Source organism: Sphingomonas hankookensis (assembly GCF_001619955.1).
Taxonomy (GTDB): Bacteria; Pseudomonadota; Alphaproteobacteria; order Sphingomonadales; family Sphingomonadaceae; genus Sphingomonas; species Sphingomonas hankookensis_A.
In genome coordinates, this window is sequence record NZ_LQQO01000012.1 from 68,259 (window position 1) to 87,003 (window position 18,745).

At 66.8% G+C, this 18,745-nt stretch carries 17 protein-coding genes; 8 read left to right on the forward strand and 9 right to left on the reverse strand.

Annotation, left to right across the window (positions count from 1 at the left end):
• The first annotated feature begins 16 nt into the window (after positions 1–16).
• The 4 genes from AVT10_RS08270 (at position 17) to AVT10_RS08285 (ending at position 4,502) form a co-directional block, all read left to right on the forward strand.
• Positions 17–2,680 carry a TonB-dependent receptor gene (locus tag AVT10_RS08270; RefSeq protein WP_066689814.1) on the forward strand — a complete coding sequence of 888 codons (2,664 nt, stop codon included), beginning with the start codon at positions 17–19 and terminating at the stop codon, positions 2,678–2,680.
• Positions 2,681–2,839: 159 nt separating this feature from the next.
• Positions 2,840–3,112 carry an SWIB/MDM2 domain-containing protein gene (locus AVT10_RS08275; protein ID WP_066689815.1) on the forward strand — a complete coding sequence of 91 codons (273 nt, stop codon included), beginning with the start codon at positions 2,840–2,842 and terminating at the stop codon, positions 3,110–3,112.
• A gap of 215 nt (positions 3,113–3,327) precedes the next feature.
• Positions 3,328–3,774 carry a hypothetical protein gene (locus tag AVT10_RS08280; RefSeq protein WP_066689816.1) on the forward strand — a complete coding sequence of 149 codons (447 nt, stop codon included), beginning with the start codon at positions 3,328–3,330 and terminating at the stop codon, positions 3,772–3,774.
• Positions 3,771–4,502 carry a TorF family putative porin gene (locus AVT10_RS08285; protein ID WP_066689817.1) on the forward strand — a complete coding sequence of 244 codons (732 nt, stop codon included), beginning with the start codon at positions 3,771–3,773 and terminating at the stop codon, positions 4,500–4,502. The genes AVT10_RS08280 and AVT10_RS08285 overlap by 4 nt, the downstream gene beginning before the upstream one ends.
• 321 nt (positions 4,503–4,823) lie before the next feature.
• Here AVT10_RS08285 and leuA read toward each other — a convergent pair whose 3' ends face one another.
• The 6 genes from leuA to miaA all read right to left on the reverse strand — a co-directional run bounded on the left by leuA (position 4,824) and on the right by miaA (position 12,152).
• A complete protein-coding gene (leuA, locus tag AVT10_RS08290) occupies positions 4,824–6,500 on the reverse strand; it encodes a 2-isopropylmalate synthase (RefSeq protein WP_066689818.1) in 1,677 nt (558 codons plus the stop codon).
• A 224-nt stretch (positions 6,501–6,724) separates the two neighbouring features.
• Positions 6,725–7,330: a YceI family protein gene (locus AVT10_RS08295; protein WP_066689819.1), complete on the reverse strand. Its 606-nt coding sequence runs from the start codon at positions 7,328–7,330 to the stop codon at positions 6,725–6,727.
• Between the two features lie 356 nt (positions 7,331–7,686).
• Positions 7,687–8,706, reverse strand: coding sequence for a ketol-acid reductoisomerase (ilvC, locus tag AVT10_RS08300; protein ID WP_066689820.1), 1,020 nt, complete (start codon positions 8,704–8,706; stop codon positions 7,687–7,689).
• Positions 8,707–8,759: 53 nt separating this feature from the next.
• Positions 8,760–9,275: an acetolactate synthase small subunit gene (gene ilvN / locus AVT10_RS08305; protein ID WP_066689821.1), complete on the reverse strand. Its 516-nt coding sequence runs from the start codon at positions 9,273–9,275 to the stop codon at positions 8,760–8,762.
• Positions 9,276–9,388: 113 nt separating this feature from the next.
• Positions 9,389–11,134, reverse strand: coding sequence for an acetolactate synthase 3 large subunit (locus tag AVT10_RS08310; RefSeq protein WP_066689822.1), 1,746 nt, complete (start codon positions 11,132–11,134; stop codon positions 9,389–9,391).
• 85 nt (positions 11,135–11,219) lie between these two features.
• Positions 11,220–12,152 (reverse strand): tRNA (adenosine(37)-N6)-dimethylallyltransferase MiaA, encoded by a 933-nt coding sequence (miaA, locus tag AVT10_RS08315; RefSeq protein WP_066689823.1) that lies wholly within the window; start codon positions 12,150–12,152, stop codon positions 11,220–11,222.
• Here miaA and serB point away from each other — a divergent pair.
• A complete protein-coding gene (gene serB, locus AVT10_RS08320; RefSeq protein ID WP_066689824.1) occupies positions 12,151–13,029 on the forward strand; it encodes a phosphoserine phosphatase SerB in 879 nt (292 codons plus the stop codon). The two genes, miaA and serB, sit on opposite strands and share 2 nt — an antisense overlap.
• Before the next feature lie 4 nt (positions 13,030–13,033).
• On the opposite strand, the gene AVT10_RS08325 is transcribed toward serB, so the two are convergent.
• Positions 13,034–13,945 carry an SPOR domain-containing protein gene (locus AVT10_RS08325; protein ID WP_066689825.1) on the reverse strand — a complete coding sequence of 304 codons (912 nt, stop codon included), beginning with the start codon at positions 13,943–13,945 and terminating at the stop codon, positions 13,034–13,036.
• Positions 13,946–14,100: 155 nt separating this feature from the next.
• Between AVT10_RS08325 and AVT10_RS08330 the strand changes: the two genes are divergently transcribed.
• The 3 genes from AVT10_RS08330 to AVT10_RS08340 are packed head-to-tail and all read left to right on the forward strand — an operon-like array spanning position 14,101 to position 16,506.
• A complete protein-coding gene (locus tag AVT10_RS08330; protein ID WP_066689826.1) occupies positions 14,101–14,808 on the forward strand; it encodes an AAA family ATPase in 708 nt (235 codons plus the stop codon).
• Positions 14,809–14,812: 4 nt separating this feature from the next.
• Entirely contained in the window at positions 14,813–15,208 is a 396-nt protein-coding gene (locus AVT10_RS08335; protein WP_066689827.1) for a hypothetical protein, read from the forward strand.
• Entirely contained in the window at positions 15,205–16,506 is a 1,302-nt protein-coding gene (locus AVT10_RS08340) for an SPOR domain-containing protein (RefSeq protein WP_066689828.1), read from the forward strand. The genes AVT10_RS08335 and AVT10_RS08340 overlap by 4 nt, the downstream gene beginning before the upstream one ends.
• A gap of 40 nt (positions 16,507–16,546) precedes the next feature.
• Here the strand turns inward: AVT10_RS08340 and AVT10_RS08345 are convergent, their stop codons facing one another.
• Both AVT10_RS08345 and AVT10_RS08350 read right to left on the reverse strand, forming a co-directional pair.
• Complete coding sequence (locus AVT10_RS08345; protein WP_066689829.1) at positions 16,547–17,749, reverse strand: dihydroorotase; 1,203 nt, start codon at positions 17,747–17,749, stop codon at positions 16,547–16,549.
• Positions 17,746–18,735: an aspartate carbamoyltransferase catalytic subunit gene (locus tag AVT10_RS08350; RefSeq protein WP_066689830.1), complete on the reverse strand. Its 990-nt coding sequence runs from the start codon at positions 18,733–18,735 to the stop codon at positions 17,746–17,748. The genes AVT10_RS08345 and AVT10_RS08350 overlap by 4 nt, the downstream gene beginning before the upstream one ends.
• Between the last annotated feature and the right edge of the window lie 10 nt (positions 18,736–18,745).

Consider the following 18,745-nt stretch of genomic DNA (forward strand, 5'->3'; position numbering starts at 1 on the left):
AGGAAGAGGGGATGCCATGAAGAAGTTCCATCTGCTGACCGCGACAGCCCTGTCCCTGGTCGCGGGCGCCGCGCCCGCGCTGGCGCAGACGACGCCGACCGCGCCGGTCGAGACGCCGACCGCGCCGGCTGCGCCCGGTGACGCTACGGCACAGGCCGATGACGATTGGGGGAACGAGATCATCGTGACCGCCAACCGCCGCGCCGAACCGATCCAGGACGTGCCGATCGCGGTCACCGCGGTCAATGCGCAGCTGCTCGACGATGCCGGCGTGCGCGATATCCGCGGCCTCGAACAGCTCGCTCCCTCGCTTCAGACGACGACCGGCCAGTCGTCGGCGACCGCGACCTCGCTGTCGATTCGCGGCGTCGGCACGGCAGGCGACAATCCCGGCTTCGAACCGGCGGTCGGCGTGTTCATCGACGGCGTGTTCCGGTCGCGCGCCGGCATCGCCATCGCCGAGCTGCCCGAAGTCGAACGAGTCGAGGTGCTGCGCGGGCCGCAGGGAACGCTGTTCGGCCGGAACACCTCGGCCGGCGCGCTGTCGGTGACGACCGCCATGCCGAAGTTCGACCTGGGCGGCTATGTCGAGGGCGAGTATGGCAATTTCAACGCCTATGAGCTGAAGGGCGCGCTGACCGGGCCGGTCAGCGAACAGCTCGCGCTGCGCGTCGACGGCGGCTATCGCAAGCGCGACGGCTATATCGAGGACGTCAATTCGGACCGCGCGTTCAACGACATCAACCGCTGGTATGTCCGCGGTCAGGCGCTGTACGACACCTCGGCGTTCAGCTTCCGCCTGATCGGCGATTACTACAAGACCGACGAGCAATGCTGCGGCGTGGTCAGCGGCACGCGGGGGCCGACGGCCGCCGCGATCCAGGCGATCGCCGCGCAGCAGGGTCGCACCGGCATCTACACCGGCGCCCCGTCCGAGCGGAAGATGGCCGCCTCGCCCAACCGCGACTATAAGGAAGCGGTGCGCGACTGGGGCGTGTCGGGTGAGATCAACGCCGATATCGGTGAGTTGAAGCTCACCTCGATCAGCGCCTATCGCGACTTCCGCGTGCTACGGAACCAAGACATCGATTATTCGGGCATCGATCGCGCCTATCGCGATGGGTACAAGTCGTCGCTGCGCGATATCACGCAGGAACTGCGGTTACAGGGGCAGCTATTCGACGGGAAGCTCGATTTCCTCGTCGGCGGCTTTTACCTGAACGAAAAGCTGAACCTGCGCGACACGGTGCGGCTGGGCAACGATGCCAACCGCTATGTCGACACGCTGCTGGCGGGTGTGCTCGGCGCGCCGCCGTCGGCCGGCGGTATCGGGCGGCAGGCGCAGTTCTACGGCAGCTTCAACGTGCCGACCTTTACCCAGCTGGTGACGTCGCTGCGTGGCGGGGCGGCCCTGCCGACCGGGACCGTGCCGCTGTTCGGGCAACTGCTCTATGCCCAGAGCGCGGCGTTGCAGCAGGCGGCGCCTCCGGGATCGGCACTGTTCAACTATCTGAACACGCCGCTGACCCCGAACGTCGCGGGACAAGGCAACAATAACGACGATTTCCAGGTCGATACCAACGCCTTCGCGCTGTTCACGCACAACATCATCAACGTCAACGACAAGCTCTCGCTGACGCTGGGCCTGCGCTACAATTACGAGCGCAAGGAGCTGGCCGCGTCGATCAACAGCAATCCGGCGGCGTGCGGCTTCTTCCTCGGCAACGATCCGCGAGCGGTGACCTATCGCAACCTGATCCGTCAGGCGAGCCCGGCGCTGTTCCAGAACCTGTTTCTGCTCAGCTGCAATCCGGCGGTGTCGAGCGAGTTCAACGGCAATTACAGCCATGACCGGTCGGAAAGCCGCCTGACCGGCACCGCCAAGCTCGCCTACAAGTTCACGCCCGACGTGCTGGGCTATGCCAGCTATGATCGCGGCTTCAAGTCGGGCGGCTACAATCTCGACCAGGCGAGCTTCAACACTCGCGTCCTGGGCGGTGACGGCGCACAGGCGACCGATCTGGAGTTCGGCGCGGAAACGGTCGACAGCTACGAACTGGGCCTGAAGACCAGCGTGACGCGGCAATTCTCGTTCAACGCGGCGTTCTTCTACCAGAAGTTCAAGGGGCTGCAGTCGCTGATTTTCGCGGGCAACAGCTTCGTCGTGCAGAACGTGCCCAAGTCGACGGCGAAGGGCGTCGAGCTGGAATCGCTGATCCAGCCGATCCGCGAGTTGAGCTTCCGCCTGGGCTATACGCTGCTCGATGCGTCCTATGATGCCGACAACAATTTCGCCGGCACGCCGCTCCAGAACCAGAATGGCCGCCAGTTCCTGAACCAGCCGCGCAACGTCGTGACGGTCGCGGCGACGTGGACCCCGCGCCTGACCGACAACCTCAACGCGCTGTTCCATGTCGACATGCGCTACAACAGCGACGTGTCGATCGTCCGCGACGGCACCGGTGCGACGACGGTCGGCAATGACGGCTATCCGCTGCTGAACGGCAAGATCGGCGTTGCGACCGACGATCGCAGCAAGCAGCTGGAATTCTTCGTGGAGAATATCACCAACCAGTATTTCAACATTTCCGGCTTCGCGATCCCCGAACAGACCGGCACCTATGGCGTCTATCCCGCCATGCCGCGCTTCTACGGGGTGCGCGCCCGGTTCGGCTTCTGAGCCGGTCGGGACGGAAAAGGACGGTCGCGGAGGAAATTTCGTGCGGTTGACGGTACGGTTTGTCGCAATTCCCCCGCGACAAGCGGTTCGGAACCTTGCATAACCATCGACCTGCCGCGCCCGCGAGGCGCGGTTTGCAGGGGGATTAGGAGGAATATTATGGCCAAGGAAACCACGACGACCGGCGGCGCCCGGGGCGGAATCGCGAAGCCGGTGACGCCGTCGGCCGATCTGGCGAAGATCACCGGTTCCGACCCGCTGCCCCGCAGCGAAGTCGTCAGCAAGATGTGGGAATACATCAAGAAGCACGACCTGCAGGATCCGAAGGACAAGCGCGAGATCCTGGCGGACGAAACGCTGGAAAAGCTGTTCGGCAAGAAGTCGTGCTCGATGTTCGAAATGAACAAGCTCCTCAGCGCGCACATGAAGTGACCGGTTGGCGCCGGACCCGGCGCCGCCTGTTCAGCGATACGCCGTCCGAAGGAACGCCTTCGGACGGCGTTTTCGTTTCGTAACAAAGCGTTGCCGGCACGAAAACCGGAACGCGCTTGCCGTGTCATCGGTTATGTACGTATCGGACGAAAGTCCGAAACGGTCATCGGCCACCATAGGCCGAGGCCATCCGCAGCAGGACAAGGAGATAGGACATGACGTTCGGGTTGGTCGGGCTGTTGCTGGGAGCGGCGATGGCGGCACCGAATGGTGACATTGCGCACAGCGCACGGATCGATCACCGCACCGGTGCGGTACATTCCGACTATACCGCCGATGTGCAGGTGACCCATCAGCAGATCGGCACGGTCGGGGTCGGCGGTCGTCCGTCGACTCTGCGCTGCCTGTGGCGCGCGGGGCTGGTCGTCGAGCGGCAGGCGCGCCATGAGTCGGGATCGACGCTGGCGCGATCGTTCACCCATGACAAGGTGATCGAAGGCAGCCGGCCGGGCTGGTGCAGCGCACAGAAGACGGCGATCGCGCAGGAAGTCGCGAGCCGCAACGATGCGTTGCAGGCGCGACTGGTCCAGCTGGCACAGGAAGACCATCCGGTGCTCCATGCCGAGATCGACCGGATGCACGGGACGATGCAGGCCGGATGATCGGACGGATCGGATGGGGCGTCGCGTCGCTGCTGGTGACGGCAGCGGCGCAGGCGCAATCGCTGCCGTCGGTCGGCGTCGAGGCGACGACCGACGAACGGCGTCGCGGCTTGAGCTGGAGCGAGGGCAAGGCGTCGATTTCGGGCGATGCCGCGCTGACTTTGGGCATGATCGAACTCGATGCCCGCGTGTCGGCGCTGCGCGGGTCGGTGCGGCATGATGGCGCCGATGCGGTCGCCGATCTGGGTGCGGCGATCGTCACCGATGTCGGGCCGTTCCAATTGCGCGGGCGGGCGATCGGCCACGTCTTTGCCGGCGCGGAGCAGGGTATGGATTATGCCGAGTTCGGCGGCGACGCGCGCTACACGCTGGGGCCGGTCGAACTGACTGCCGGCGCGCTCTACGCCCCGCCGCAGCGTGCGATCGGGGGCAGCAACCTGTATCTGTCAGCACAGGCGGTGGCGGGCATTCCGATGACGCCGTTCACGTTGGTCGGCGGGATCGGACGGTCATCCGGTGCGGTCGATGATGCGCTGCGCGCTGACCGGTTGCGGCCGGGCGGGACCTATGTCGATTGGCGGCTGGGCGTGGAGCACACGACCGGTCCGCTGACGCTGGCGCTCGATTATGTCGGGACCGACCTGAACGACGATCGCGGGGTGACGTCGATCGGCGATCGACCGCATAGCGGCGACCGGATTCTGGGACGGGCGCGGTTCGCGTTTTGAGCTTGTGATAGCGCTGGGCCGATCCAGACCGCATCGTCACCCCGGACTTGATCCGGGGTCCCTCTTCTTCTTCGGCGGTTGATAAGAAAGCGGGACCCCGGATCAAGTCCGGGGTGACGGTGTGGGGTTTTACTGGTGTCGCGAACCTCATGTCGGGCGACCACCGACAAGTACTCGCCGGGGTTACTGACCACTACCACGTCGCGCTCGACCAAGTAACCGTATCCCCGCGCAGGCGGGGATCCAGAGCCAAGGTCGCAGAAGGTCGTGTTTGTGACCCTGGATCCCCGCCTGCGCGGGGATACGACGATGGACGGAGACTCAGTCCCGCATTGTCGCGTTGGCGGCACTCAAAGCGGCGCGGACGGTGGCGGTGGCGACGTCGCCATCGATGCCGACCCCGAATAACCGCCGTCCATCAGACAGGCTGCATTCGAGATAGGCCGCCGCCTGCGCATCGGCGCCATGGCCGATAGCGTGCTCGCTGTAATCGACCACATCCATGTCGATGCCGCCCTCCTCGCGCAGCGCGGCGAGCAGGCCCGACAACAGCCCGTTGCCCTTGCCCGAGATCGAACGTTCCTCACCATCCAGCCGGACACGACCGACGAAGGTACGCGGCGGGCCACCCCCGGGCGCATGGGTTTCGGCATAGTCGATCAGCGCATAGCGATCCTTACCCTGCGGCAGATAGGCGTCGTGGAACGCGGACCAGATGTCGGCGGCGTTGAGCTCGCGGCCCAGCCGGTCGGCCATCGCCTGCACATGGCGGCTGAAATCCGCCTGCAACCGCTTGGGCAGTTTCAGGCCCTTGTCCTGTTCCAGCACCCACGCCACGCCGCCCTTGCCCGACTGCGAATTGACGCGGATGACCGCTTCATAGCTGCGGCCGAGATCGGCGGGGTCGATCGGCAGATAGGGGACTTCCCACAGCCCGTCGTTGCGCACCGCCTGCGCCGCCATGCCCTTCTTGATCGCGTCCTGGTGGCTGCCCGAGAATGCGGTGAACACCAGATCACCGGCATAGGGCGTGCGCGGATGGACCGGCAGCTGGGTGCAGTAATTCACCGTGTTCACGACCTCGTCGATGTCCGAGAGGTCGAGCTGCGGATCGACGCCCTGGGTGTAGAGGTTCAGCGCGACGGTCACGAGGTCGCAATTGCCGGTGCGTTCGCCGTTGCCGAGCAGGCAGCCCTCGACCCGGTCGGCGCCCGCCATCAACCCGAGTTCCGCCGCCGCAACGCCGGTGCCGCGGTCGTTGTGGGTGTGGAGCGAGATGACGACGCTGTCGCGGTTCGGCACGTTGCGGCAGAACCATTCGATCTGGTCGGCATAGACGTTGGGCGTCGCCGCCTCGACGGTGGCGGGCAGGTTCAGGATAAGTGGTTTGTCCGGGGTCGGCTGCAGCACGTCCATGACCGCCGCGCAAACCTCGACCGAGAAATCCAGTTCGGCGGTCGAGAAGGTTTCCGGGCTATATTCGAAGCGCCAGTCGGTGTTAGGACGCTTGGACGCTTCGTCGCGCAGCACCTTCGCACCGTTCACCGCGATCTCGCGGACTTCTGAGCGTTCCATGCCGAACACGATCCGCCGCCACGCCGGGCTGACCGCGTTGTAGAGGTGGACGATCGCCTGTTTCGCGCCGTCGAGGCTTTCGAAGCTGCGCTCGATCAGGTCGCGGCGCGATTGCGTCAGGACCTGCACCCAGACGTCGTCGGGGATGCGATCCTGCTGGACGAGGCCCGAGATGAAGTCGAACTCGGTGGCACCGGCCGATGGGAACCCGACCTCGATCTCCTTCAACCCGACCTTTACCAGCAGATCGAAGAAGCGGTTCTTCTTCTCCGCGCCCATCGGGTCGATCAGCGCCTGATTGCCGTCGCGCAGGTCGGTCGACAGCCAGCGCGGGGCGGCGGTGATCGTGCGCGACGGCCATTGGCGGTCGGGCAGGTTCACGGTCGGAAAGGGGCGGTATTTGGTCGAAGGATCGCGCAACATGACGTCTCAGCCTGTCTTGGGCGCGCGGTGATTGCGCGCCAGTATCTGCCGGAAAGGGTGTGATACTCCCTCAGGGCAGGCGCACGCCGGTGCGATCCTGCCCTAAGGGCGGCTAAGTCGCAGAAGGATGCGGCGTCCGAACATGGCGGCTGTGTGGCGTGGCCCCGCGCAAATGTCCAGAGCCGATGCGGGCCGCAGGCGATTGCCCGCAACCCGCACGAAGGTCAGGCGGCGACGAACGCGGCGTTGATCGTCAGGTCGACCTTGTCCGACACGACCGGGGCAGCCATGCCGAGGCCGAAGTCGCTGCGGTTGATCGAGCCGGTCGCAGTGAAGCCGACATTCTTCTTCTTGTTCATCGGGTTCTCACCGGCGCCCATGAAGCGGACGGTCAGCTGGACTGGCTTGGTCTGGCCCTTGATCGTCAGGTTGCCGGCCAGCATCCAATGGTCGCCCATCGGCTGGACGCGGGTCGACACGAACTTCGCGGTCGGGTGGTTGGCGACGTCGAAGAAGTCCTTCGACTTCAGGTGCTCGGCGAATTGCGGGCTGGTGACGGTCAGCGACTTGGCGATGTCGAAATCGATCGACACCTTGGTCGCGGCCGGGTTCTTCGGGTCGAAGGTCGCGGTGCCGCCGGTCGCGCCGAACAGGCCGTCGAGCATGGTGAAGCCCATATGGTTCACGCGCCACGCGACCTGGGTGTGCGCGGTGTCGACGGTGTAGTTGCCGGCAGTCACGCGCGACTTGTCGGGGGCGCCCGGCATCTGGGCGACGGTCGGGGCAGCGACCGCGAACAGGGCGGCGGCGAGGATCAGGGGGGTGCGCATGGAAAGCTCTCCGGTTGAGGCGAAGTCGGAATGCCGCCGTTGTCGGGCGGGCCGGGCTTCGGGTCAAATACCGGATGCGAAACGATCGGTTTCGGTTTGGGTGCCGTGGGTTGGGCGGTGGGTACGTTGGTTGCCGTCATCCCGGCGAAGGCCGGGATCCACGGACGCGGGACAGTCGGGATTTATCGATACCACCCGACACCATGGATTCCGGCCTTCGCCGGGATGACGTTGGGGCAAGATCGCCGCCCGCCCGTCGGTCGCGGCAAAGCCGCGCTCCGAAGGGCGGGCTTTGTCGCACCGGCCGGTCTGGCGCGTGCCGACCGTAGCAGTGCTACGGTCAGGGCGCGCTGCGACTAGTTCTTGGTCTGATCGACCAACTTGTTCGCGCCAATCCATGGCATCATCGCGCGCAGTTCGGCACCAGTCTTCTCGATCGGATGCGCCGCCGCCTGCTTGCGCGCGGCCTTCAGCTCGGGCTGGCCGGCGCGGTTGTCGAGCACGAAGTTCTTCACGAAGCGGCCCGACTGGATGTCGGCCAGCACGCGCTTCATTTCCTTCTTCGTTTCGTCGGTGATGATCCGCGGGCCGGTGACGATGTCGCCATATTCGGCGGTGTTCGAGATCGAATAGCGCATGTTGGCGATGCCGCCCTCATACAGCAGGTCGACGATCAGCTTGGTTTCGTGGAGGCATTCGAAATAGGCCATTTCGGGGGCGTAGCCCGCCTCGACCAGCGTTTCGAACCCGGCCTGGATCAGGTGGGTCACGCCGCCGCACAGCACGGCCTGCTCACCGAACAGGTCGGTTTCGCATTCCTCGCGGAAGTTCGTCTCGATGATACCCGAACGGCCGCCGCCGACACCCGATGCATAGGCGAGCGCGATGTCGTGCGCGTTGCCCGACGCGTCCTGATGGATCGCGACGAGGCAGGGCACGCCGCCACCCTTCACATATTCGCTGCGCACCGTATGGCCTGGTCCCTTGGGCGCGATCATGATGACGTCGACATCGGCACGCGGCTCGATCAGCCCGAAATGGACGTTGAGGCCGTGCGCGAAGGCCAACGCCGAACCGGGCTTCAGGTTCGCATGGATGTCGTCGGCATAGATCGCGGCCTGATGCTCGTCGGGCGCGAGGATCATGAGGATGTCGGCCCATGCGGCGGCTTCCGCGTTCGGCAGCACCTTGAAGCCCGCACCTTCGGCCTTGGCGGCGCTCGCCGAACCGGGACGCAGCGCGATGGCGACGTTCTTCACGCCCGAATCGCGCAGGTTCTGCGCATGGGCATGGCCCTGCGAACCGTAACCGAGGATCGCGATCTTCTTGTCCGAGATCAGGTTCAGATCGGCGTCGCGATCATAATAGACACGCATGTGGGTTCCCTTTCGATAGGTTGGCGTCGTCCGGTTCGGCGACGCGAATGGATTCAGGCGGCCTCTCGTCCGCGGGCGATGGCGGCGATGCCGGTGCGAGCGACCTCGACCAGACCGACCTCGGCTATCAATTCGGTGAACTTGTCGATCTTTTCGATCGATCCCGTCACCTCGAACACGAAACTCGATACCGTCGCATCGACCACGCGGGCGCGATAGACCTCGGCGAGGCGCAGCGCCTCGATCCGATGCTCGCCGGTGCCGACGACCTTGACCAGCGCCAGCTCGCGTTCGACATGCGCACCCTGCACGGTCAGGTCGACGACCTTGTGCACCGGGACCAGCCGATCGAGCTGCGCGATGATCTGTTCCATCACCGACGGCGACGCGCTGGTGACGATGGTGATGCGGCTGACCGCCTTGTCGACGGTGATCTCCGACACGGTAAGGCTTTCGATGTTGTAGCCACGGCCGGAGAACAGCCCGGCGATGCGCGCCAGGATGCCGGGTTCGTTGTCGACGAGCACGGCCAGCGTGTGCCGTTCGGTCTGTTCGGTCTTGATGTGCATGTTCGTCCCTGTTCCTCGGGCGTTGCCGAGAGCAGCGTTCCGCTTGTGGCGATCCCCCTCCACCGCTCTGCGAGCGGTCCCCCTCCCCGCGGAGCGGGGAGGATCTTGAAGGGTTACACCAGCGCCTTGGCCTCGTCGTCCATTTCGCCCGAGACTTCGTTCGCCTGCAGGATCATGTCGGTATGCGCCGCCCCGCTGGGGATCATCGGGAAGCAGTTAGCGAGCTTCGCCACCATGCAGTCGACGATCACCGGGCCGTCATGGTCGAGCATCGCCTGGATACCGGCTTCCAACTCGTCCGGATGCTCGATGCGAATGCCCTTCCAGCCATAGGCCTCGCCCAGCTTCACGAAATCGGGCAGCGAGTCCGAATAGCTGTTCGAATAGCGCGAGCTATAGGTCAGCTCCTGCCACTGGCGGACCATGCCCATATATTCGTTGTTCAGGATGAAGATCTTGACCGGCAGGCGATACTGCGTCGCGGTCGCCAGCTCCTGAATATTCATCTGGATCGACGCCTCGCCGGCAATGTCGATGCACAGTGCCCCCGGATTGCCGAGCTGAGCGCCGATCGCCGCGGGCAGGCCATAGCCCATCGTGCCGAGACCGCCGCTGGTCAGCCACTTGTTGGGCGCTTCGAAACCGAAATGCTGCGCGGCCCACATCTGGTGCTGGCCGACCTCGGTCGACACGATCGGCGCGCGATGCTTGGTCGCCTCGTACAGCGCCCGGATCGCCCGCTGCGGCATGATTTCCCTGGTCGATTCCGGGAAATCGAGGCAACGCTTGGCGCGCCAGCCGTCGATCTTCGCCCACCATGCCGACAGGTCGGGCTTGGGATGCTGGCGCGACTTCCAGACGCGGATCATGTCCTCCATCGCATGGCCCGCATCGGCGATGATGCCAAGGTCGGCGCGGACGATCTTGTTCACGCTGGAACGATCGATATCGATATGGACCTTGCGGCTGCGCGGGGAAAAGGCGTCGAGCCGTCCCGTCACCCGGTCGTCGAAGCGCGCGCCGATGGCGACGACCAGATCGGCCTCGTTCATCGCCATATTGGCTTCATAGGTGCCGTGCATGCCGAGCATCCCCAGCCATTGCGGGCTGGAGGCGGGCAGGGCGCCCAGACCCATCAGCGTCGAGGTGACCGGGGCACCGCTGATCCGGGCAAGTTCGCGCAGCAGCTGTGACGCCGCCGGCCCCGAATTGATGATGCCGCCGCCGGTATAGAGCACCGGCCGCTCCGCCGCGGCGAGCATGTCGACGACCTGTTCGATCTGCGCGCGGTCGGCCTTCACCTTCGGGCGATAGGTCTTGTGCTGGATCGGGCCGGGCTTGGTATAGCGCGCGGTCGCGACCTGCACGTCCTTCGGGATGTCGATCACGACCGGACCGGGACGGCCGGCGGTGGCGATATGGAACGCCTCGTGGATGACATGGCCGAGCTTGGCCGGGTCCTTCACCAGGTAGTTATGCTTGCAGCAGTGGCGCGTGATGCCGACGGTATCGGCCTCCTGAAACGCGTCGGTGCCGATCAGGCCGGTGGGCACCTGCCCGGTGATGACGACCATCGGGATCGAATCGAGCAGCGCGTCAGTGATGCCGGTGATCGCGTTGGTCGCGCCCGGACCGGAGGTGACGAGCACGACGCCGGGCTTGCCGGTGGAGCGGGCATAGCCCTCCGCCGCATGGGTCGCTGCCTGTTCGTGACGGACGAGGATGTGCTTGATCCGGCTATGTTCGAACAACGCGTCATAGATCGGCAGCACCGCGCCGCCGGGATAGCCGAATACGACTTCCACGCCGAGGTCGACGAGGGCCTCGACCAAAATGGCGGCTCCACTCTTCTCAGGCATGGGTCTTCAACTCCTCACTATTTCGCGGGCGCAATAGCACCGTTGGAGCGGCGTCGCTAGCCGCATGAAATATTCGTGTCAACCATCAATTACGTAATAAAGTGTCTAAATGACCGGCAAGTGCGTATTTTTCGGTTTCGCTCGTGCGAAGCCAGTCGGCGGGTGGCTGGTTCCGGAACCAGGTATATTGCCGTTTCGCATATTGCCGCGTCGCGAAGCGGGCGGCGGTGAGCGCTTCGTCGCGGGTGGACCCGCCCCTTTGCCAGCGGGCGATTTCCGCCACGCCGATCGCCCGGCGGACCGGCGCGTCCGGCGCGATATCGCTGCGGGCCAGCAGCGCTGTGACCTCCTCGACCGCGCCGCCATCGAACATCTGCGCCAGTCTGCGGTCGCAGCGTTCGGTCAGCCAGTCGCGGTCGGGCAGCAGCAGCATCGCCGACAGCGCGATCCGGTGCCCGATGCCGCCGATACGGTCGCGCTGCCAGTCGGCCAGCGTCCGGCCGGTCGAGCGGACGACTTCGAGGGCGCGCGCGATCCGGGTCGTGTCGGTCGGGTTCAGCCGGGCCGCCGCTGCCGAGTCCTCGCGCTGCAAGGCCTGCGCCGCCTGATCGGTCGGCAGTGCGCGAACCGCCTGCCGGATCGCCGGGTCGATATCGGGCACCGGGGCGATGCCGTCGATCAACGTACGCAGATACAGGCCGGTGCCGCCGACCAGCACCGGCAACTTGCCGGCTTCATGGGCGGCCTCGATCTCGGTGGTCGCCTGCTGCGACCATAAGGCGGCGGAATAGGGCGCGGCACCGTCGATATGGCCGAACAGGCGGTGCGGCACCTGCGCCTCCTCGTCGGTTGAGGGACGGGCGGACAAGATACGCAGGTCGCGATAGACCTGCGCGCTGTCGGCGTTGATGACCACGCCGTCGTGTCGCCGTGCGATCTCGATCGCCAGCGCGGACTTGCCGCTGGCGGTCGGGCCTGCGATGAGCGCGACCCTCGGACGTTCAGGAGACTTCGCCATGTTCATCGCCACGCTGATAGCAGCCGAACTCGCCGCGGGCGATGTTTCCGCAGCGGCGGACCGGCTTGACATGGTCGGGTGTCATGTCGAGGGCTGGAGCTGGATCGACGAGGGTCGCGCCGCCGACATTCGTTTTGCGAGCGAGGTCGCCGCAGCGCGCCCTGCGCTGGAGGGCGTGTTCAACCGGACCGATGTGGCGGTTCAGGCGGCCGCCAACCGCGAAAAGTCTCTGCTGGTCGCCGACATGGACTCGACGATTATCACCGTCGAATGCATCGACGAACTCGCCGATTATGCCGGGATCAAGGCGGAAATCGCCGAGGTGACCGAGCGGGCGATGCGCGGCGAACTCGACTTCGCCTCCGCGCTGGACGCGCGGGTGGCGTTGCTGGAGGGGCTGGAGGAAGCGGCGATCCAGCGGTGCCTCGACGAACGGGTCAAGCTGATGCCCGGCGCGAGGACCTTGATTCAGACGATGCGCGCGCGGGGAGCGACGACGATCCTCGTGTCGGGCGGCTTCACCCGCTTTGCCGAGCCGGTCGGAACCGAACTGGGCTTTCACCGCATGATCGCCAACCGCCTGCTGATCGAGGACGGAAAGCTGACCGGCAAGGTGCGCAAGCCGATCGTCGATGCGACGACCAAGGAAGTGACACTGCTCGCCGCGATCGACGAACTCGGCATCGATCCGGCCGCGACACTGGCGGTAGGCGATGGCGCCAACGATCTGCCGATGATCCGCCGCGCCGGGCTGGGCGTCGCCTATCATGCCAAGCCGATCGTCGCGGCGGAGGCGGGCGTGCGGATCGATCATAACGACCTGACCGCGCTGCTCTATATCCAGGGGATCGCACCCGCCGACTGGGCGGCGGGCTGACCGCTCAGCGCTTCACGGCCACGCAGGGCGTCGGGCGGATCGCGGCGCAAGCGCGGGTCGCCTCCGCGCTGCTGGCGAACGGGCCGACCTGCAGCCGAGTATTGGCGCCGGCCGCTTCATAATAGGGCTGGCGACCGGCGAACTTGTCCGACACGCTGCTCCACAGGCGGCGGGCATTGCCGGCATCCTTGAACGCGCCGAGCTGCACCCGCCAGCCGCCATCGCGGATCGCTGTCGGCTTGGCGACGGGGGCGGGCGGTGCCTTGGCTACAGGCGCTGCGCGCGGCGTGGGGGCGGGCGTCGGGCGAGCGGCCGGCGTGGTCGGTTGTGGCTGGACGGCAGTCAGCCTCGGCCGCCCGGCATTACGCTCCAGATCACGGGCCATCGCCAGCGCCGCCTGCCGGTCGGGCAGCGGCACATAGCGATCCATCTCCGCCAGCGTCGCTGCGGCCTGCGGCAGGCCGGCCGACGACGCCCGCGTCATCAATGCGTAGGCGCGCCGCCAGTCCTTCTTCACGGCATCGCCGTTGAACAGCATCGTCCCCAGCACGAACTGACTCCGCGCCTCCCCCCGCTGCGACGATTTTTCGAGCCATTTGACGGCATCGGCGCGCTTGCCGTTCTGGAACAGGATCAGGCCGTAATTATCCTCCGCCTGGCGGTGCCCCTGCTGCGCGGCGAGCGCGTACCAGCGTTCGGCCTGCGCCATGTCCATCGGCACGCCGCGGCCGAGCTTGTACGCCTGGCCCAAGTTGAACTGCGCATCGGCATCGCCGGCGGCGGCCGGCTGCTGCCATTCGCGGACCGCCGTCGCCCAGTCGCCACGGGCCCAGGCATCGACTCCGGCCTTCACATCCGCTCCCGCCGCCGTCGACAGCAGCGCACCTGCCAGTGCCAGCCCAACCATCACGCGCATCACGATCCCCTCTGCGTCCGTCCGCCATTCCCTATCAGCGGTTTACCATGATCGGAATGCCTTTCGCATCGGTGGCATGGGAAGCGGCGCGTTAACCGGTTCTTATCCGCCGCCATGGCATCGGGGTGCGGAGATTACGGGGAGACGGTGGCGCGATGCGCGTATTGGCGGTGGCTTCGCAAAAGGGTGGTTCGGGCAAGACGACCTTGTCCGGGCATCTGGCCGTGCAGGCCCAACGCGCGGGCGCCGGGCCGGTGGTGATGATCGACATCGATCCGCAGGGGTCGCTGGCGGCATGGTGGAACGAACGCGTCACCGACGAACCGGCCTTTGCGCAGACCATGGTTGCGCGCCTTGCCGCCGACCTCGAAACGCTGCGGTCGCACGGGTTCAAGCTGGCGGTGATCGATACACCGCCCGCCATCACCATGGCGATCCAGAGCGTGATTGCGGTCGCCGAGTTGATCGTTGTGCCGACTAGGCCCAGCCCGCACGACCTGCGCGCGGTGGGGGCAACCGTCGACCTGTGCGACCGCGCGGGAAAGCCGCTGGTCTTCGTCGTCAATGCTGCGACGCCTGGTGCGCGGATCACGACCGAAGCGACGATGGCACTGTCGCAGCACGGCACGGTCGCGCCGGTGACGATTCATCACCGCGTCGATTTCGCATCGTCGATGGTCGATGGCCGTACGGTGATGGAGATCGATCCGGCATCGAAGTCGAGCGCCGAGATTGAGGCCCTGTGGCTCTATATCCAGGATCGCTTAGAGAAGAATTTCCGCCGGACGGTCTTCGCCGTGCCGACGATGCCGACCGCGATGCGCGTACCCGCCGGCGGGTTCGGGCGGCGGGGGCAGGGGTGAGCGGATGACGACGCCGCGCCCCCCCGCCCAGATTAACTCGTCGCTGCTGGCGCGCAAGGGCGAGGCACGCCCGGCCATGCGGCCGCACGGCACCGGTCCGGACAGCCGCGATGGCGACGATCTGGGCTGGAACGATCTGGGAGAGGCGTTGCCTCCGGTGCTGCGCGAGCGTTCGAAGCTGCACGCGCTGCCGACACCCCCCGCACCGGCCACCGAATCGATCATGCTCGACCTCGACCCCGACCGGATGCTCCGGCTGAAGCTGGCGGCGACGGTGCGCAACGTTACCCCGGAAGCCTTCGTGCGCGATGCGCTCGATCGCTCCCTCCCGTCGGCATCCGACATCGCGGCGCTGGTGCAGCGCCTCGCCCCCGATGGGGCAACAAAGGGCAAGCCATGAAGACGCATCTCCTGGTATCGATCGGCCTCGCCACGGCCATGCTGGGCGGATCGCTGGCGCTGGTCGGCGGCGGCACCATCGCGGTCGCGTCGTCGGAGGACGGCCCGGCACGCAAGTTCGCAGTGAAGGCGACCAAGGCGTTGACCAAGCGTCGCGCGGCCGATGCGGTCACCTTCGCCGAACAGGCGGTGGCGTTCGCGCCGCGCGATGCGGCTTATCGCGCGTTGCTCGGTCGCGCCTATCTGGCCGCCGGCCGGTTCGCATCGGCCACCCAGGCATTTACCGACGTCCTGACGCTCAACCCCGCCGATGCGAAGGCCGCGCTCAATCTGGCGCTGGCGCAGACGGCGACCGGCGAATGGGTCGCGGCGCGCGAGACGCTGACCGCCCATGCCGCGCGGATTTCGCCGGCCGATCGCGGCCTGGCGCTGGCACTGGCGGGCGATCCGGCAGGCGGCATCGCGTTGCTCAGCGAAGCGGCGCGCGACCCGGCGGCGACGGCGACCGTGCGGCAGAATCTGGCGCTGGCGCTCGCGCTCGACGGGCGCTGGGTCGATGCGCGCACCGTGGCCTCGGTCGATATGCCGCCGGCGCAGGTCGATCAGCGGCTGATGGAATGGGCGGCATTCGCCCGGCCCGAACATGCGGCGCAACAGGTTGCGGCGCTGCTGGGCGTGACGCCGTCGCCGGACCGGGGCCAGCCGGTGCAGCTGGCACTGGTTGAACCTGCGGCTGCGGCGTCGGTCGCGCTGGCGCAGGCCGATCCCGTGCCCGAAGTCCCGGCGGCAGTCGTCGCGGTCGAGCCGGTCGGCGATACCCCGATCGTGCCCGCCGTCGCGGCACCGGTGCAGGTCGCGGCGGTCGCCCGTCCGGCCATCACCTTCGCCCCGCGTCGCGAGATCGTGCAGGCGCTGCCCGGTAGCTATCGGCGGCAGGAGCAGCCGGTTCGGATGGCAGCGCGCTCGACGCCGCGACCGGTCCGGGCCTCCGCGCCCGCGACGGCCACCGGCAACTATTATGTGCAGCTGGGGGCATTCGACAATGCCGGCGTCGCGCGCAACGCGTGGAAGCGGATGAGCCGCAACGTCCCCCGTCTCGCTGCGCTGGCGCCGCAGGGGATGCAGGCCAGCGTTCGCGGGGCGAGCTTCTACCGCCTGTCGGTCGGTGGCCTTGCCCGCAACGACGCCACGGCGCTGTGCGGCAGCATACGCGCCAAGGGCGACCGCTGCTTCGTGCGGACCCATGCCGGCGAACAGCTGGCCAGCTGGGCCCGCCCCGAGCGGCTGGCCTCGCGCTAACCCTTTCCAAGCCTCTCCCAGGAGGAGGCGGCGCGTTCCGTTACAGGAACGCGCCGCCTTTCATCACGCGTACTGCGCGGCCCTGCACCGGCAGGCCGTCGAACGGCGTGTTCGCGGCCTTGCCTGCCAATGCGTCGGCACGGACCTGCCACGGGGCATCCTGATCGACGACGATCAGGTCCGCCGGCGCACCGATGGCGAGCGTGCCCGAGTCGAGGCCCAGAAGCTTGGCGGGGTTGTACGACAACAGGGCGAACAACCGGTCGAGCCCGATCAGTCCATCGCGCACCAGCCCGAGCCCCAGCGGCAACAGAGTCTCCGCACCGGCCATGCCCGGCTCCGAATCGGCGAAGGGCAGGCGCTTTGCCTCCGGTCCGCGCGGATCATGGCCCGAACACAGCACGTCGATCGTCCCATCGGCCAGCGCGGCGCCCGCCGCCTGCCGGTCGCTCTCGCTGCGCAGGGGCGGGGAGAGGTGGGCGAAGGTGCGGAAATCGCTCATCGCGATGTCGGACAGATAGAGGTGCGCCGGAGTGATGCCGCAGGTAACCCGCACCCCGCGCCGCTTGGCCGCGCGGACCAGGTCGAACCCGGCCGCCGTCGTCACCTGCCGGAAATGCAGCCGCGCGCCGGTCTCCTCGGCCAGCATCACGTCACGCGCGATCGCCAGCGCTTCGGCCATCGCCGGTGCCGCGGGCAGGCCGAGCCGCGTCGCGGTCTCACCCGCGGTGGCGACCGCATCCCCGGCCAGTCCGCCATCCTCGGCATGGGCGATGACGACCAGACCGCAATCGCGGGCATAGGCCAGCACCTTGCGCATGACGCCGCTGTCGCCGATCCAGCGCCGGCCGGTCGCGACCGCGCCCGCGCCCGCTTCGGCATTGATCGCCATTTCGGCAAGGTCCGTCCCGCGCAGCCCCTGCGTCGCGGCGGAGATCGGGTGAATCCACAGGTCGGGCTTGCCCATATAGGCCGCGCGCGCGACGATGCCCGGATCGTCGAGCACCGGCGCCTGATCCGGCATCAACCCGACGCGGACGATGCCGCCGGCGCGAAACGCGGCAGTGTCGATTCCGAATACGCCCAGATCGACGATGGCGGGCGCGATCAGCTTGCCCGACACGTCGATCGTCTCGGCACCGTTCGCATCGGCGACGATGTTCTCGCCGGCGACCAGCAGGTCGCGCGCGGCGATCCCGTCGACCGGACAGACGAGCGTGCCGCCAGTGAACTGCTTGCTCATGCCCAGCCCTCCACGCCACGGCTACGCCGGGTCAGTACGTCGAGACAGGCCATGCGGACCGCCACGCCCATTTCCACCTGCTCGGTGATCGTCGACCGCTCGGAATCGTCGGCGACGTCGCTGTTAATCTCGATCCCCCGGTTCATCGGCCCCGGATGCATCACGATCGCATGCGGTTCGGCGCGTTTCAGCCGCTCGCGGGTCAGGCCGTAGCGCAGATGATATTCGCGGGTCGACGGGATGAAGCCTCCGTTCATCCGCTCATTCTGCAACCGCAGCATCATTACCACGTCGGCACCTTCGAGTGCGGCATCGAAATCGGTGAACGGGGTTACGCCCATCGATTCGATCGCGTGCGGCATCAGCGTGGCTGGCGCCACGACGCGCACCTCGGCAGCCAGCGTCGTCAGCGCCAGGATGTTGGAGCGCGCGACGCGACTGTGGAGGATGTCACCGCAGATCACGACCCGCTTGTGCGCGATTTCGCCCAGCCGGCGCCGGATGGTCAACGCGTCGAGCAGCGCCTGCGTCGGATGTTCGTGCCAGCCGTCACCGGCGTTCAGCACCGGGCAGTCGACTTTGTCGGCGATCAACTGCACGGCGCCGGACGAACTGTGACGGATGACGATGACGTCCGCGCGCATCGCGTTCAGCGTGACGGCGGTGTCGATCAGCGTCTCGCCCTTCTTCACGCTCGACTGGCCGGCATGCATGTTGACCACGTCCGCGCCCAGCCGCTTACCCGCGATCTCGAAAGACAAAAGGGTGCGGGTGCTGTTTTCGAAGAAGGCGTTGATCTGCGTCACGCCCTTCAGTCGCTGGTCGCCGGGTGCCCGGCTGCGATTGGCGTCGATCCATTGCTCCGCCTCGTCGAGCAGGAACAGGATTTCATGGGGCTGCAATCCCTCGATCCCGGTCAGGTGCCGATGCGGGAAAACGGCGCCGCCATCAATCATGGCGGCGGGGCGGTGGTCTGAAATAGGCATCGAGGCGACC